Annotated in this window: 14 protein-coding genes; 8 read left to right on the top strand and 6 right to left on the bottom strand. The window is 63.5% G+C overall.

What is annotated here, in order from left to right:
* Nucleotides 1–13: 13 nt before the first annotated feature.
* The 5 genes from AZG88_RS39825 to AZG88_RS39805 form a co-directional block, all read right to left on the bottom strand.
* On the bottom strand, nt 14–1,474 hold the full coding sequence (locus tag AZG88_RS39825; RefSeq protein WP_197488019.1) for an aldehyde dehydrogenase family protein: 1,461 nt from the start codon (nt 1,472–1,474) through the stop codon (nt 14–16).
* A 52-nt stretch (nt 1,475–1,526) separates the two neighbouring features.
* On the bottom strand, nt 1,527–3,254 hold the full coding sequence (locus AZG88_RS39820) for a sigma-54-dependent Fis family transcriptional regulator (RefSeq protein ID WP_156517735.1): 1,728 nt from the start codon (nt 3,252–3,254) through the stop codon (nt 1,527–1,529).
* 56 nt (nt 3,255–3,310) lie between these two features.
* Nucleotides 3,311–3,832 carry a hypothetical protein gene (locus AZG88_RS39815; RefSeq protein WP_156517734.1) on the bottom strand — a complete coding sequence of 174 codons (522 nt, stop codon included), beginning with the start codon at nt 3,830–3,832 and terminating at the stop codon, nt 3,311–3,313.
* 112 nt (nt 3,833–3,944) lie between these two features.
* Complete coding sequence (locus AZG88_RS39810) at nt 3,945–4,481, bottom strand: SCO family protein (protein WP_197488018.1); 537 nt, start codon at nt 4,479–4,481, stop codon at nt 3,945–3,947.
* Nucleotides 4,478–6,013, bottom strand: a complete 1,536-nt coding sequence (locus AZG88_RS39805) for a linalool dehydratase/isomerase domain-containing protein (protein ID WP_061700879.1) — start codon at nt 6,011–6,013, stop codon at nt 4,478–4,480. The genes AZG88_RS39810 and AZG88_RS39805 overlap by 4 nt, the downstream gene beginning before the upstream one ends.
* 581 nt (nt 6,014–6,594) lie before the next feature.
* Between AZG88_RS39805 and AZG88_RS39800 the strand changes: the two genes are divergently transcribed.
* From AZG88_RS39800 to AZG88_RS39765, 8 genes are all read left to right on the top strand, one after another.
* The gene (locus tag AZG88_RS39800) at nt 6,595–7,725 is read left to right on the top strand and encodes an acyl-CoA dehydrogenase family protein (protein ID WP_061700798.1); all 1,131 of its coding nucleotides are present in this window, start codon (nt 6,595–6,597) and stop codon (nt 7,723–7,725) included.
* A gap of 87 nt (nt 7,726–7,812) precedes the next feature.
* Nucleotides 7,813–8,322 (top strand): flavin reductase family protein, encoded by a 510-nt coding sequence (locus AZG88_RS39795; protein ID WP_082833595.1) that lies wholly within the window; start codon nt 7,813–7,815, stop codon nt 8,320–8,322.
* Nucleotides 8,323–8,761: 439 nt separating this feature from the next.
* The gene (locus AZG88_RS39790) at nt 8,762–9,451 is read left to right on the top strand and encodes a CoxG family protein (RefSeq protein WP_061700796.1); all 690 of its coding nucleotides are present in this window, start codon (nt 8,762–8,764) and stop codon (nt 9,449–9,451) included.
* Nucleotides 9,451–10,293 carry an FAD binding domain-containing protein gene (locus tag AZG88_RS39785; RefSeq protein WP_061700795.1) on the top strand — a complete coding sequence of 281 codons (843 nt, stop codon included), beginning with the start codon at nt 9,451–9,453 and terminating at the stop codon, nt 10,291–10,293. The genes AZG88_RS39790 and AZG88_RS39785 overlap by 1 nt, the downstream gene beginning before the upstream one ends.
* A complete protein-coding gene (locus tag AZG88_RS39780; RefSeq protein ID WP_082833594.1) occupies nt 10,286–12,661 on the top strand; it encodes a xanthine dehydrogenase family protein molybdopterin-binding subunit in 2,376 nt (791 codons plus the stop codon). Before AZG88_RS39785 ends, AZG88_RS39780 begins: the two co-directional genes overlap by 8 nt.
* On the top strand, nt 12,658–13,122 hold the full coding sequence (locus tag AZG88_RS39775; RefSeq protein ID WP_061700794.1) for a (2Fe-2S)-binding protein: 465 nt from the start codon (nt 12,658–12,660) through the stop codon (nt 13,120–13,122). Before AZG88_RS39780 ends, AZG88_RS39775 begins: the two co-directional genes overlap by 4 nt.
* Nucleotides 13,123–13,127: 5 nt before the next feature.
* On the top strand, nt 13,128–13,898 hold the full coding sequence (locus tag AZG88_RS39770) for an alpha/beta fold hydrolase (RefSeq protein ID WP_061700875.1): 771 nt from the start codon (nt 13,128–13,130) through the stop codon (nt 13,896–13,898).
* 35 nt (nt 13,899–13,933) lie between these two features.
* On the top strand, nt 13,934–15,292 hold the full coding sequence (locus AZG88_RS39765) for an MFS transporter (protein ID WP_156517733.1): 1,359 nt from the start codon (nt 13,934–13,936) through the stop codon (nt 15,290–15,292).
* Nucleotides 15,293–15,789: 497 nt separating this feature from the next.
* On the opposite strand, the gene AZG88_RS39760 is transcribed toward AZG88_RS39765, so the two are convergent.
* Entirely contained in the window at nt 15,790–16,365 is a 576-nt protein-coding gene (locus AZG88_RS39760; protein ID WP_197488017.1) for a MarR family winged helix-turn-helix transcriptional regulator, read from the bottom strand.
* Between the last annotated feature and the right edge of the window lie 194 nt (nt 16,366–16,559).

Genomic DNA, 16,559 nt, shown 5'->3' with positions numbered 1-16,559 from the left:
ATTGTCGGTGCGGTCAGGAGACGGCGTTTCGCGCCTTGTTGAGGGTGATGCTCTGGTGGTTGGTGTACTCGGCGAGCCCGTGCAGGGAGTTCTCGGCGCCGATGCCGGACTGCTTGTGTCCGCCGAACACCTGATGCGGGGAGTACTGGTGCACCTCGTTGAGCCAGACGGTGCCTGCCTCGAGCTGACGCCCGATCCGCTCGATGGCCTCGAGATCCTCGCCCCACACCGTTGCGCCGAGTCCCCAGATGGTGTCGTTGGCCCGGGCGATCACGTCGGCCTCGTCCGTCCACCGCAGCAGCGGCAGGATCGGGCCGAACGGCTCCTCGGCGACGAGGCGGGAGTCCTCGGGCGGGTTGTCGACCAGGGTGACGGGAACGAACCACCCGTCCGCGTTCGGGTCGATCTGCCCGCCGAGAGCGAAGGTGTATCCGTTCGCCGTGCAATCGCCGAAGTATTCGCCGACCTTCTCGTACTGCTGCAGATTCTGGATCGGGCCGAGTTGTGTGTCGGTATCAGTGCCGTTGCCGACCTTGACGGTTCGCGCGTACTTGACCAACTCGTCGCGCACCGCGTCATAGACGCTGTCGTGAATGTAGATGCGTTTGGCGGCGTTGCAGAACTGGGCGTTGTTCTGGAAGGCGGCCCAGAAGATCTGCGGAGCGACCTTCGCTGGATCGACGTCGCCGAGCACGATCGCCGGGTCGTTGCCACCGAGTTCGAGGGTGATCCGTTTCAAGGTGCCGGCGGCCGAGCTCATCACATGGCGCCCCGTCTCCGTGCTGCCGGTGAAGGCGATCTTGGCGATATCGGGATGTGCGGTCATCCACTTGCCGAGGTCGTCGTCGCCGCTGACCGCGCTGAGAACACCGGGGGGAAGAAGGTCCTGAACGAGTTCGACCAACTTGAGGTCGCACAGCGGGGTGAACGGGGACGGTTTGACGATGATCGTGTTGCCGGCAACCAATGCCGGCGCGATTTTCCACACCGCCAACAGGATCGGGAAGTTCCACGGCACGATCGCGCCGACCACGCCGAGCGGGGTGTGGCGGCTGATGACCCGGCGTTCGGAGTCGTCGACGAGGATCTCCTCGGGCAACGATTGGGTGGCGATCTCCCGGAACCACGCCACGGAGCCGTACACCTCCCACTCCGCCATCGGCCGGGGCTTACCCTGTTCGGCGGTCAGTAGTGCGAGGAATTCCTCGGCGTGCGCCTCGAGCCGGTCACCGATTGCCGCCACGATCGACTGACGCTCCTCGAGCGGCGTCGCAGACCAGGTGACGAATGCCGCCTTTGCTGCCGCGACGGCGGCATCGAGGTCGGCTCGGGAGGCGACCGGCACGCGGGCGATGGTCTCTTTGGTTGCCGGGTTGTATACCGGTGCGGTGCTTTCGGTGGTGACGGCCTCACCGCCGATCGTCATCGGGAACTGCGCGTCGAGGTGGACTCGGGACTGGGCTTGAACGGTCACCAGATTCGTCCTTTGTGAGTAGGAGACCACTCCCCGCTTGGAGTGGCTCTACTCACATTCGTCGATCACGGACCGTTGAACTGTTCCGATTACGAACACTGGTCCGTGGTTCGGCATCCGTGATGCCGTACCGGCGCAGACGGGCATAGAGGGTCGTCCGTCCGATGCCGAGTTCCGTGGCTGCAGCAGCTCTGTTCCCGTGGGACGCACGCAAGGCGGCGACGATGGCATCGCGTTCGGCGGTCTCCATCAAGGTCAGTGTCCGGCCCGACGGGGTGTTCATCCGCACCGATTCGGGGAGATCAGATTCGATGATCATTCCGCGTTCTCGGCCGCGAGCGGCGTACTGGAGAACTGCACGCAATTCGCGGATGTTACCCGGCCACGGTTGTGCAGCGAGAAGCTGGAGGGCGGACGGGGCGAGCTCGACAGCCGAATCGGGAAGTATCTCTGCCAGAACGGATGTCGCCACCGAAGCGAGCTTGTGTGGATAGCTGCGCAGAGGTTGCAGATCGTGCCGAGTCAACGCCAACGAGGCGAGAGCGCGGTGGGCGGTGCCGAGTTCGGTGAGGGGCGCGCTGGTGAGGACTACCTGGTTGCGGCTGACTCGCACGGGGGCGGTGAGTTGATCGGCCAACCATGGGCTGAGGGCGTGGAGATTGTCGATCACAACCCGTGTGTCGTCCTCGCGTAACGCTGACCGCACGTGGAGGAACCACTGTTTTTCGTCCTCGATCGCGTCGGCGGCATCGAAAACCGTGCAGTCTGCGCCGGACATCGTCCGTGCTGTGGCGGTTCTCCCGGTTCCCGCTTCCCCGGTAATCAAGATGGTCCGGGACAGTCCGGTGGAGGATGAGCTAGTTTTCGGTGTGTTGCTCGCCGGTGCACGGCCCGGCCCGGTCCCGCGCGGACCGGCCGTAGCCTCTTTGGTGATCTCGAAGAGGGCGCCACCGTGACTTCCGCTGACGGCCCGGGCCCGGACGGACACTTCGGTACCGGAGGCGAGGGTGAGTGAACGTTCGACGGGCGCAGTGCCGGGAAGATCCGCTGCAAGGGCTCGCAGGGCGACATGATCGGATCCCTTGACGAGGTCGACGGCCGCGGTGTTCGTCAGTACGAGGTTCTCGCCGAGGGCGACCACCGCGTACCGTCGTTGGCTCGCGTGGGCTTGGAACTCGGCGAGCAGTTGTTTCTCAGCCACCCGCGATCCTTCGAGAAGGCGTTCTTCGATGTCGCGGGCCGCCCGCATCAGGAACGGCCCCAGCAGGGTGGTCGCGTCGGCGACGGGGCCGGAGACGTCGATGACCCCCTCGAGTCGGTGGGTGACCGGATGGATGATCGGGACTCCGTAGCAGCAGAAACAGCGCAGCGCTTCGAGGAAGTGCTCCTCCCCGGTCACAGCAATCGGACGGCGGAGCTCGAAGGCGGTGGCCAACGAGTTCGTTCCACTCACCTCTTCCAGATATTGGAATCCGGGAACGGCGAGGACACGGTCGAGTGCCCGGCCGATCGCGCTGCTCGTGACACGGCGGTCGACGATACGAGAGGTTCGGTCGGCAAGGAGAATCGAGAACCGGGTGTCTGCCAATTCATCGACCATTTTGTCCAAGACGGGTCCGGCGGCGATCGAGAGGGTGCTGCGTGTCTCCACATCGGTGATCGCGGTTTCGCGAACCTCCATGCCGGGATCGAGACCACTCATCGTCGCGCGGCGCCACGCGAGTTCGATTTCCGGTCGACGCCGAGTCGGCTGGTTCGGGTCCTGCTCAGGTGTCGTCATCTTGTGCTCCACTCACCCGAATTCCGCGTATCGGGCGGTTTATTCATTGTTGCTCGTCATGCTGCAATCGGCACCATTCCGGTCAGCATCAGTATGCCCGAGGCGGCAGTGATCTTCGCATGTCGACCGGTCGGTTCGCGGCGGCGCGCGAAGAGGGGATATAGCACAATTCCCGCCCAGCACATCAAGACGAGTGGGCCAAGCCAGGAAGTGATGGTCGTCGTCGCCCCACCTGCTAAGTGATGGGCGTGGAGGGAACCCGGATAACTGTCGTCTAATCGGGGTACCGCATCCGAATAGGACACGGTCGGCGAAACGAACACAAGGATCAACGACATCGCCGTCAGGTCTGCAGCGCAGGGAAGAGCGGTCGAGCGATCCGCGATGTCGGAGGTCACCCACATCGCCAGAGCGAGCAGAACGCACCCGGCGAGCACACTTACCCACCCTGCGCAGCCGCCCGGGATGAACATTGTCGCCATCACCACCACCATCGCCAGGTGCGCAACCCATACCTCGAGCGTGCGGCACTGCCCACAGAAAAGGGGCAGTGCCGCACCGACAAGGCCGACGACCATGAGCGTCTGGATCAGTGGGTGGGCGTGCATCGGACTTTCGGACCTCGCTTGGTCGACTGCCGTCAGCGGCGCGCGGACGTCGAGCCGTCCGGGCGCCGGCCGCGTGCAAATATCACCGCAGCAGCGACGACAGCCGGGACACCAAATCATCCTCGTCGACGGCATCGGTGAAGTGCGTGACGTACGACCCATCCGGGCCGAGGACATAAGTGAACGCCGAGTGCGGCATTTGGTAGCTGTCCGGATCGTCCGGGTCGGAGACCGTCGTGGAAAACACGCGGAAGGATTTCTTCGCTTTCTCGATTTGCGCTGCTGAGCCGGTCAGGCCTGTGAACCGCGGATAGTCAGAGGAGAGAAACTCTCTCATCACCTCCGGAGAGTCCCGCTCCGGGTCGACGGTGATGTAGAGCGGCTGCACCCGGTCGGCCAGCGGTCCCAGGCGATCGAGCACCGTCGACAGGCGGTGCAGAGCGCGCGGGCACACCATTTTGCAGTGCGTGAAGCCGAAGAAGATCACCGCATAGCTACCGCGGTAGGACTTCTCGGTGACCGCGCGCCCATCGTGGTCGACGAGATCGAAGTTTCCCCCGATATGTCGTCCGGCGGGCCTGCTCGTACCCTCATCCATTGTCATGGCCGCCTCCCTCATTGTGGGGACACCTCGAGAAGAAATGTGCGCGGTGCACCGGCAGGCACCCGGACTCTGACACCACCCTCGACGTGATCGATCTCGACGGGCCCGTCGGATGGCTGGTCCGACGTGATCGGTTCGCCCGCTCGACCGGTAGCGACGATCACACCGTTCTCCGTCAAGGACCACTGCCGCCTGTCGGCGACGTTGCCCAGCACGATCGACCCGTCTCCGTCTCGATCACCATGTCGCTGGACGCGGAAGGTCAGCACATTCGAAGCCGAGGAGAAGCGTGCTTGGCTCACCGCGATGTCACCCGAGACGGCGGTGAGTGCCGGTTCGGTGAAATGCTCCGGGCCCCACGGCTCGTTATACAGCTTCCGCATGCCGTCCGGGACATTCAGGCGGGCATACCCCAGGAGAGCGTTGCCGGTTAACGGCTCGACGATGGTGCGATTGCCGTTGTCGTCGGCTTCGGTGTCATTTCGCGGGTAGAACAGACCGCCGTCCCGGCACGTCGGCTTCATGAAGCGGTCGGCGTGAGCGAGGAGCCCGTCCAGGGTGGCCGTGTCGCCCATCTCCGATGCCCATGTCGCGACCCACCCGAAGTCGCACGTGTCGTTGATGACGGTCTGACCCATCACCTGCAAGTCGGGTGGGGTACGCACGGACTTCGTGCCATCCGGGCCCTCGACCACCAGGTCCTGGATCTGCTGGGGGTAATGGGAGTGGACGAACTCGGTGTTCCACGTGTTCATCAGCGTTCCGCACCAGGCGTCGATCCACGGGGCGGCCGACTCGTTGGGGAAGACGGTGCCGGAGTCCTGCGTGAGCATCATGTTGTAATGACCGGTCGAATCGAGCCTGCCCAATTGTGCCCAAGCTTGCTCGTAGCTGCGGGTGACCTCGGCCGCCACATTCTCGCCGGTCACCAGATCATGCATGCGGAAACCGAGAATCGCCGGCTGATTACAGATCTGAAAGGTGCAGTTGGGCTCGCAGGCGACGCCGAGATAACCGCTCTCGACCATCTGCCAATACAGATGCTCGTTGAGGGAGTTCTCGTCATACTCGAAATGCTTCGGCTCTCCGCCCCAGAAGAAGGACCAATAGTCGAAGGCCAGCGCGCCGGGCTGCGCATATCGGTCGTCACCGAAGAGGTAGTGATACATCAGCGACATGGACTGCACATAGGCGCTGTACATGATGTTGTCACGGGCGACCGGGTTCCACTCCTCGCGGTACTTCTCCGCCAGGTGGGCGTTGAATACCGCACCACCCCGACTGACGTCGCGCCAGTACAACCACGCTTCGGGCAGCAGAATCTTCTCGATCAAACGTTCGAAGACGGGTTTGAACACCCCCGGCGCGTTAGGCAACCGATGGACGTGAGCAAGTGCGAGCCCGTACGCCATGTAAGCGACCTGGAACCGAATCGCGCCGAAATCGAACTGTCCAATACCCTTGCCCTGCATCATCGACCAGTCATTCAGCAATTGCCGTGACAGATTGTCGAAATGCCGGATGTGGCCGAGTTGCTCTTCGGTCAATACAGCTCCGACGTCTCGAACGTCTCGCTCCGGGCCGGTCTTCAGTGACGACACTAGTTGATCCCTTCCTGTGGAACCCGCCGACAGACGTGTTCTCCGCGTCAAAACTTGATTCAATTGATGTTCTGCAGGCGCAGTCGACGTGTCGGCGTGCGTGCCAGACCAACACCCATCGTAGTGACTTGGTTCACAATGCCCTGTCCTGTCGAAGGCAAGTGTTCCGATTACGAACACATGCCGTCACGCTCGTGTTCGAGAATTTCTGTGTAGGCGCCCCCTTGGCCTCTCACGCCGCGCACCGACGACGGCGACGGATTGTTGCCAATCGAAGAATGACTGTGCAGCAATGAATTTCGGCAAATTGCAGATCGACGAGGGGAATTGTAACCCTTGACGCCTCGATCAAATGGCCTGCATGATGGACATGGTGTCTCCTATGTGGGACATAGCGTCGATTATTTACATCAACCGTTTGTTTACACTAGAAGGGCAGAAATACCTTGGGTATCTCGCTTGCAACGGAACTCGACATCGCCCCGCGTGAGGGCGAACTCCTCGAGCGAGCTCGGGCACTCCGGCCGGTGCTCGCAGCCTCGGCAAGGAAGACCGAGGACGAAGGGAGGGTCGGACAAGAGACTACGCGTCTGATCAAGGAGGCTGGCTTGCACCGCCTTTGCCAACCTCGGCGGTTCGGAGGGTTTGAGACTGGGCCGACCACGTGGCTCGAGGTGGGGTTCGAGCTGGGCAGGGGATGCGGCAGCACGGGGTGGGCGGTGCTGGTCGGGAACTCGTGTTCATGGTTCGCCAGTTATTGGCCCCTGGAGGTCCAGGAGGAGATTTGGGGAAACTCGCCCGACAACCTCGTCTGTCTTTCCGGGATCCCGACCGGTAAGGCGCGTGAGGTCGACGGAGGCTACGAGATCTGGGGAAGTTGGGGCTATTCCAGCAACTCCGACAACTCGGACTGGGCCGTGGTCTCCGCCGTCACCAAGTTCGACGGAGCGCCGGTCACCACCTGGTTCATGGTCGAGGTGAAGGACCTCGAGATCGATCAGGACAGCTGGCAGGTCGCTGGCCTCGCCGGGTCGGGTAGTAAGACGTTGATTCGCAAGGAGCCGCTGTTCGTGCCGCACCGTCGGGTCGTGCGATTGGACGACATCACGCTCGAGGCGGCGCCCGGCCACCAAATTCCGGGCAATGAGATGGCACGCTGGAATTTCTCCACACTCGGAGGCGTCATCCTGGTTGCGCCGCTATTGGGCGCAGCCCAAGGTGCACTCGACTGGTTCGTGGACACGATGCGTACAAAGGTTAAAACGTCGCTCAAGGCCGGATCATCTGCTCCGGCGGCCGCCAACCCGTTCATCCAGGCCAGAATCGGCGATGCAGCGGCGCGCATCGACGCAGCGATGGCTCTGCTTCTGACGGATCTAGAGGGTCACGAGACCCGTGTGCGGGCTGGCGAAGACGTGTCCGTCGAGGAGCGGGTCCGCCTGCGCCGAGACATCGGATTCGCGACCCGTCAGGCGCTCGATGCGGTAACGATCCTGGTAGAAGGGGCCAGTGCCTCTGCTACTTCGCTGAACGTGCCCTTGCAGCGGTTCTGGCGCGACGTCGTAGCGGGGAGCCGCCACGTGACCCTGGACGTCGATGGCATCTACGCCATGTTCGGCCAGGAACAACTTGGCCTGGAGCCGATCGGCCCACACTGATCCACTGCAGGAATTGACGTCTGAAAGAACAACCCACCGGACTCGTCGTCGAACCAGCCGGCTGCTGACCGAAAGCGACCCGTATCCATGACTACAACACAAGCAGGCCCGAGTCGAATCGATGCGACACACTTCAGGCAACTCTGCCGACTGCTTCCCACAACGGTCGTCGTGGCGGCGGGGATGCGAGATGACGCTCCGGTCGGAATGGTAGTCGGGACCTTCACCACCGTGTCGCTGGACCCGCGGCTGGTCGGATTTTTCGGAGACAACAGCTCGACAACGTTTTCAGTGCTGTCGGGCCTCGACCGCCATTCGTTCTCGGTGCTCGATCAGGACGATAGGACCACGCCGGACAGTTTTCGACTCCCGCTCGAACGAAGGTTCGATTCCCTCGAGTGGTCGCTCTCCGGCCATGGGATACCAGTGATCGAGGCGGCGGTGATGACCTTTCACACTCGACTGCACTCCGTCGTCCCGGCAGGCGATCACCAGCTGATGTTGGCGGAGGTCCTCGACGTGGATGCGTCCGCTCATGCCGGTCGTCCCCTCCTCTTCGCCGAGGGGAAGATGACCCGACTGATCGACAAGTCTTGATCTCGCCCGGCGCGGCTCGGCGTCGACAGATCGTGTGACGGACGCGGAGACTTCAACTGCGCCCTCGCTGCTGCTTCATGTCAGGATGCCCGCGAAGTCTGATTCGTTGACTCACTCGCCTGGATCTGACGTTGGACGCTGTGGGGTTGCGGACCACATATTTAATTGAGCGGCAACGACTCTGCAGAGGTGTCGTTCCGTCGTTCGTCGCATCAGTTGAGGTCAACGCTGTACGTAGTGTCTTGCGCGCGTGGTCACGGTTTCAGCCAGTCGTGTGCCACAGCTCGTCAGACCGACACGCCTCTGCCGGGCTTTTTCAGGGTGAGGCAACGAATACACCTACGCGGGTGTTTCTGACGATCCGACACGAACCCTTGACTGTCTTGCAGGGAAGACATATCGTCCTCAGTAAAGGACACAATACGGATTGGGTTTGCTCATGAAATTCTCTTCTCGCTTCGAGGTACCCGCAGCGCCCGACAAGGTCGTCGCTCTCTTCTTCGATCCCGCCACCATGCGGGAGTGCCTGCCTGGCTGTGAGGAGTTCGAGCAGGTCGATGAGACGACCTACCGTGGCACGCTGACCAATGAAATTTCCCATGTGAAGTTCAAGGCCGCGTTCTCTGCGGTGATTACCTCGATGGAGGAAAAGGGCGACGACGGCGCCGCGACCGTGAACGCGGTACTCAAAGGCGAAGATCGCCGGCTGGGGAGCACGATAAAGATTGACGCCAGCGTCCGAATCACACCCCAGGGTGAAGCGTCGGTCGTCGAGTACGAATTCGAAATAGCGATGTGGGGCAAGCTCGGTCGTCTGGGCGAGGCCGTCATCCGACGCCGCAGCGTCGAAGTGGAACGCCAGTTCGCTGAGAACTTGGCGGCGGTCTGCGCCGGCCGTCCGGTGCCACATTCCGGGAGCAAGCCGGCCAAGAAGAAGGTGCTGCTGGCCGCGGCGACAGACGGAACGACCGCCGAAAAGGTCTCCCAGCCTTCGGAACTCACCGTCCCGGCGATCGCAGGCGGCGTTTCCACCAATGGTCGCCGCGAGGACCTGCCCTTCCTGGTGGCGGTGGCAGCCGCCGCGTTTGCGTGGGGAATCATCGTCGGCACCTGGAAGCGCGGCCGCTGATGGCGACCTTCCATACACCTGACACACTCGAGGAAGCACTCGGTCTCCTGCACGATCTCGACGACACCATGGTGTACGGCGGCGGAACAGCGATCCAGATCCTACTCAAGCAAGGAATTCTGTTCACCGAGCACTTCATCGACATCAGTGCCGTGCCAGGACTGCGGGAGATCTCGGTGACACCTGAGGCGGTCATGGTCGGACCGCTCGTCTCCCTGCGGCAGATGGAGCGCGATGAACGGATCGTGTCCGCCGTGCCCCTCGCTGCGTCGACGTACGCGAAGGTCGCGAATCCGCGAGTGCGCAACACCGCCAGTGTTGGTGGCAATATCGCCCACGGCGATTACCGGCTCGACCCGCCCACCGCACTGATGGTGCTCGATGCGACCGTGATGCTGAGTTCGGTGCGGGGAACGCGGGAGGTGTACGCCCGGGAGTTCTTCGTCGACTTCCAGGTCACCGAGGTCCAACCCGACGAATTGATCACCGGAATACACATTCCGCGCCAGCCGGCAGGCGCGGCCGGAGCATTCGTGAAGTACAGCAGTCTGGCCGAGAACGATTGGCCTTGTGCCTCGGCTGCCGTGCTCGCCGTTCCCGGTGAATACACCGAACTCCGGATCGGACTCGGCGCCCTGGCCCCTACCACTCGATATCTGGCGTTCGATATCGAGTCCGACATGTCCGACCAGGACGTGGTCGACGCAGCCCTCGACATCGCGAGTACGGCCATCGATCCCATCGAGGACATTCGCGGTGGTGTCGCATACAAGACACGGCTGGGCCGAGTCGCCGTCGAAGACGGGGTACGCGCAGTGATGAAGGAGTTGCATCATGTCTGAGGTTCAGACGAACCCTTGCGAACCGGTGGTCGTAAGCGCGGAAGAATCGGTCGGCCATCTCGAGGGCGTCGGAGCCCGGCGCAAACGCTTCGATGCCGTGGGCCGGGTCCGCGGGACGATTCGGTATGTCGGCGATGAGCCGGTCCCAGTCGGAACTGCCTACGTAGCGATCCACCGCAGCACTCAGCCGCACGCGAGCATTGTCCACATCGATGTCACTGCCGCCGAGCGCGTGGCAGGTGTAATCGCGGTCGTCACCGGGCAGGACCTCTACAAGGACTTCGGGGACCGCATGTTCACCGGCCCGGCGTTCGCCGATCAGCCGTCGCTCGCCGTGGAGAAAGTGCGTTACGCCGGCGAACCGGTTGCCGCAGTCCTCGCCGCCGATATCGCTACTGCGCGCGCCGCGGCCGACGAGATCGTCGTCGAATACGATGAGCTTCCACCTGTCTACGACACCGACGATGCACTCCGCGGTGACGTCTACGTCCATCAAGAGCTGCGTCCCTCATCCGTGTTCGCTGATCTGGCACACCTTTCCGGTGTGCGCGAGACGAACGTGGCCTACGAGTACCGGCAGGTGAAAGGTGATGCGCGGAAGGCGCACTCGTCCGCTGTGACGACCGTCGAGGCGACGATGTACGCGCCGCCCACGCACCACGTCACCATCGAGCTGCCCGTTACGTCGGCCTGGGTCGACAGTGGACGCCTGGAAATTCTCACAACGACGCAGACCCCGTCGTATGTCCGACAGATGGCCTCCGATCTCCTCGATCTTCCCCTGTCGCGCGTTCGCGTGCGTACTCGCGCCCTCGGGGGTGGGTTCGGTGCCAAAATGTATGACCGGTTGGAGCCGCTCGCGGCTGCACTGGCGTGGAAGTTCCAGCGCCGGGTGCATATCCCGACAACCCGCGAAGAGGCCTTTCAACTCACCACGCGTCACGGCGCGACAGTGGCCGCAAAACTGTCGGCCGACGCCGCAGGTAACCTCGTGGCCTCGACCGCCGATCTGCGCTACGACACCGGCGCGTTCGCCGACGTCGGCCCACGCATCACGGCGAAATCCGGCATGGTCGTGCCCGGTCCCTACCGGATCGGCAATGTCGAAGTGCTGTCTCGCTGCATCTACACCAACAAGATCTCGGCCGGCCCGTTCCGCGGTTTCGGTGTGCCTCAGGTGACCTGGGCGCATGAAACCGTGATCGACGAGCTCGCACACAAACTGGGCGAGGACCCGTACGAGTTCCGTCGCCGACACCTTCTGCGTGAAGGTGACGTCGCGAGCATGGGAACCCCCATGCACAGCGCCGATTTCCTTCGGTGCCTCGATGGTGTCGCCGAGGCGATCGAGTGGACCGGGCCGACTCCGAAGAGCAATGGGCGAATCCGGTACGGCAAGGGCATCGCGGTGGGAATGAAGGCGGTGCTCACCCCCACCGTCGCCAATGCGACGCTGAACTTCAATGAGGACGCCTCGGCAACTCTGTTGATCAGTACTGTCGACATGGGCCAGGGCGCCGACACGATGATGGCGCAGATCGCCGGTGAAGTCCTGCGCATCCCGTCGACCCGTATCCACGTTGTCCAGGCCGACACCGACGCGACACCGTACGACACGATCACCGCGGGGAGCCGCTCGACCTACCACACCGGCAATGCGGTGCGGCTGGTGGCCGAGGAGATGCGCGCTCGACTCCTTGCCCTCGCAGCAGAGCAACTTTCGCGCGATGCCGCAGAGCTCCAGCTCACCGACGGCGGTGTCTGCGACGGTGCCGGCACGGTGCTGGTCACCCTGCCAGATGTCGTGCACCGCAGGTTCGGAGCCCGTGGCGCCACCGTCACCTCGTCCGAGAACTTCAACAGCTGGTGGCATCCCTACGACAAGGCGACCGGCCTCTCGGAGAAGGTCACCGAACACTGGTTCGCGGGTGCGGTCGGCGTCCGGATCGCGGTGGATACCGCCACCGGCCGCGTGACGACCGAGCACATGGCCGTGGCCGGCGACGTCGGCAAGGCCATCAACCCCACTCTCGTGGAGCAACAGCTGACGGGAGCCGCCATCATGGGCATCGGCCACACCTTCTTCGACCAGCTCGTCTTCGACAAGGGGCAAATGGTCAACGGCACCTTGCTCGACTACCAGCTGCCCTCGATCAAGGACACCCCACAGCGGTTGACACCGATCATCATCGAAGACGCCCACCGCGACGGGCCCTTCGGGGCCAAGGGTGTCGGGGAAACCGGGATTCTGGCGGTAGCCCCCGCCTATGCGAACGCCATTCGCGACGCGCTGGGTATCCGGTTGACCCGCCTGCCCCTGACACCAGAATCAATTCTCACCGCACTCGACAACGGAGGGACACCGTGAAGTCCATCAACCTCGAGGTCAACGGGACCGCCCACCACGTCTCGGTAGGGGATCAGGAACTGTTGCTCGACGCGCTGCGTGGGCGCGTCGGCGTGACCAGCGCCCGAGAGGGCTGCGGCGTCGGAGCCTGCGGCGCGTGCACCGTGCTGTGCGAGGGGATGAGCGTCTCATCGTGTATGGCGAACGCGGCACGCTACGACGGAAAAGCGCTCACCACGGCGGACGGCCTTCCGGCGGACGACATCGTGGTCAGTGCCTTCGTCGAGTGCAATGCCATGCAATGCGGCTATTGCATCCCGGGCTTCGTGCTGATGACCAAGGAACTGCTGGCCGAGAACCCATCCCCCTCCGATGACGAGATCCGCGAACACCTGGAGGGCAACATCTGCCGCTGCGCCTCCTATCCAGAGATCCTCGCGGCCGTGCGGCTGGCCGCGCACCGGATGACGGGAGCAATGTGATGCCGATGCTCGAACGGCCCTGGGGCAAATGCCACTACCTCGATGAGGGAACAGGCCCGCTCGTTGTGCTCTTGCACCCCCTTGCCGCATCGGGGGAGATCTGGCGGACGTTGATTGATCAGCTCGTACCCAATTTCCGAGTGGTCGCACCGGATGCCCGCGGACACGGAAATTCGGTGTGGAACGGTGAGCCGTTCACAGTTCCCGAACTGGCAGAGGACGTGGCAGCGCTGATCGAACACCTCGACGTGGGCCCGGCGCACGTAGCCGCACTGTCGATGGGCGGGTGCACGGCAATTGCGCTGACCGTTCGGCATCCCGATCTGGTTACCCGACTGGTGCTCGCGGACACGACTGCCGATTACGGACCCGAGAAGGAGTCGGCCTGGGCGGAGCGGGCCGACAAGGCAGTTTCCGTCCCGAGGCCTCAACAACTCGCGTTCCAAGTGGACAGGTGGTTCTCACCTGACTTCATCAGCCGGGATCCCGTAGAGGTCGACCGCGTGTCGGCCATCTTCGTCGCGACGAACTCTCGGGCGCACGCGGCCGCGTGTCGGGCACTCGGCGGCTACAGTGACGCCGACCGTCTCGCGGAGATCGTGGCACCCACACTGGTGCTCGTGGGGGAGGACGACTACGCCACCCCACCGTCGATGGCGCTGCAGCTTCACGAAGGCATCGCCGGGTCGGAACTCCATGTGCTCGCCGATGTACGCCACATGTCGCTGATCGAGAGCACGGAGGCGCGCAAGTCCCTGCTCGAACACCTCGGGTGAAGGACGCGGCCGAGAAGCATGCGGGAAGGAACGCGATGTCGCAGACACGAATCTCACGAGGCGCCGGCCTCCCGGCAGCGAGCGAGGGCTCCGGTCGACCGAGGTCGGCACCGGCGCTCGTCGTCTGGCTGTGCTGGCTGGTGATGTTCTTCGACGGTTTCGACCTGGTCATGTACGGCACCGTGGTCCCCTCGCTGCTCGACGACGAGGACTGGGGGTTGACCCCCTCCGGCGCCGGAATAATCGGCGGACTCGCGCTCGTCGGGATGATCATCGGGGCGCTCGGGGTTGGCACGCTCACCGATATCATCGGCCGCCGCTGGTGCGCGATCGGCTCGATGCTCGGGTTCAGCACGATGATGATGATCTCCGCAGTCTCGCCGTCACCGGAGATTCTCGGGCTGACCCGGCTCCTGGCCGGAATCGGGTTGGGTGGCGCAATGCCCACCGTCGGCGCGCTCATCCTCGAATACACTCGCCCCGCGCGCAAGAATCTGGTGTTCACCCTGATGTTCACCGGATACTCCGTGGGGGGTGTGGTGGCAGCACTGGTCGCCATCCCGCTTATCCCAGCGTTCGGCTGGCGGGCCATGTTCGTACTCGGTGCCCTGCCGCTGGTGACGCTGGTCCCGCTCGCGATCAAATACCTGCCCGAGTCAGCCGCCTATCTCCGCTCACGGGGCCGCGACGAGGAGGCCAGTCGGCTCACCCAGCGTCTGAACCTGCATGAGGAAACCCTCGCTGCAGCGGTTGAGGAAGCGCAGCAGCCGCGCGACGGGCGTACTCCTGCGGCCGATTTGTTCCGAGCCGGCCAGTTGGTCCGGACGCTCGTCCTGTGGGCCGCGATGTTCTGCGCCCTCCTCCTCATCTATGGACTGACGACGTGGATCCCCGAGGTGATGCGAGCGTCGGGTTACCCGCTCGGATCGGGTCTCTGGATGCTGGTGGCGTTCAACGGCGGGGCCGCCGTCGGTGCGGTGCTGGCAGGCCGGCTGGCCGATCGTTTCGGGTCACGCACCGTGCTCCTCGTTGCTTTCGGGGCCGCGTCCATCGCGCTCGTGCTGCTGAGCCTGCGCCTGCCGCTCGCCGCCAACTTGGCTCTTGTCGCCGTTGCGGGCGTCGGCTCGATTGGAACGGCCAATCTCATGAACGTATACGTGACCTCGTTCTATGCGGTTCGGAGCAGGGCGACGGCGCTCGGCTGGACCTTGGGGATTGGACGTATCGGCGCGGTGCTGGGGCCCGTGATCGGCGGTGTCCTTCTCGGGGTGGGCCTCGACGCAGCGTGGAACTTCTATCTGTTCAGTGCTGTCGCGGTCCTGGGAGCGATCGCCGTCGCGCTGGTGCCGCGTGCGAAGGAGCCGGTCGAACCGGTCGGAGTAGTCGTCCATTGAGGTGAATATTACGAAGCGTCGATCCTTCCTGTGGCTGAGGTGTCGGCCTGCTCGGGATCGCAAGTGACTGTTCGGCCGTGAGTCCAATCCTCAGGCGTGAGCGGGTTACTGGCGCGGGCGGTGGCGTCGGATTCCGCATCCGCCCATCGACCTGCTGCGACGTGTGCCGTGGGCACGATTGCGGTACCGGCCCTGCGCGCCGTCCGCTCCGCCTCCGCGGCCGGTGCCTTATCCTTTGCCGGTTCGCCACCAGTGTGCGGTACCGGACACCCGGCGCAGACCGCCGCCAGGTCGTCTTCGGCGAACTGACGTTCCACTTCGGCACTGCGACGTCGGATGACGGCTTCACCCACGCGACCGAGCTTGCGCCCTTGATGAAGCCGCCCACCCCGCCGCCACCAGCCGATGCGAAATTGCCCCGTCAGCGCCGTTCGGTCAGAACTGAATGAGCGATTCCTGAACGGAGGGGCTGCTCGGCGACGTGAGCGAACACCATCTCAGTCGCTTGCCCAGCTGCTCTGGTCCGCGCCCGGAGCCGGCCAGCTGTCCACATCGGAAAGCAACCTCGCCAGGGCGGCAGACGTCTCCGCTCGATGTGGCGACGGCACGCCGCGGAAGAAGCGTTGCTGGGCATCGCTCCACACCTCGAGGCATTGATCAGCGATTGTGGCGCCCTCAGCTGAGAGTCGCACCCGGGTGCTGCGACGGTCGTCGAGGCTCTGCTCCCGCTCGACCAGTCCTCGGGCGGTGAGACGTCGTAGCAGGTTGCTTAGTCCGCCCGTGGTCAACAGCAGCCTGTCGGCGAGGTCGGATGGTCGGGACTCATGCGCGGGTCCAGCCGTCCGGAGTGTGGTGAGCACGTAGAACTCGGCTTGGGTGAGCTTCAGCGGGCGCAATCGCTCGGTCAGGGCATTCTCGAGAAGCGTCGACAGGCGGAGGGTGCGCATCACAAGAGCTAGGTCGGTTCGATCAATGGTGGTAATCACTCGGGACCAGTTGTCCGCGGTCACTTCACCAATGTCCGGTGTCTCGAGTTCACCCGCCACCATCACGCAGCTCCATTCCTCGTCCACGACTCTGCTTTGACACATGAGCAGCGTAGCCGGGGCACCACACCAGCTTGCATCAATTCGGCTTTCCGTATTGCTTTCTTAAAAGCTTTCATGGTGTAATTGTGACACAGGGCATAGAGGAACGCTTCGGTCGACCCCATCACCAGCCGCATTGACGATGTGTGACGAGCATCTCTAGTCTTCATATAAGGACA

The sequence above is a fragment of the Rhodococcus sp. LB1 genome (genome assembly GCF_001583455.1).
Lineage (GTDB): Bacteria > Actinomycetota > Actinomycetes > Mycobacteriales > Mycobacteriaceae > Rhodococcus_F > Rhodococcus_F opacus.
This window is presented reverse-complemented; position numbering and strand designations above follow the sequence as displayed.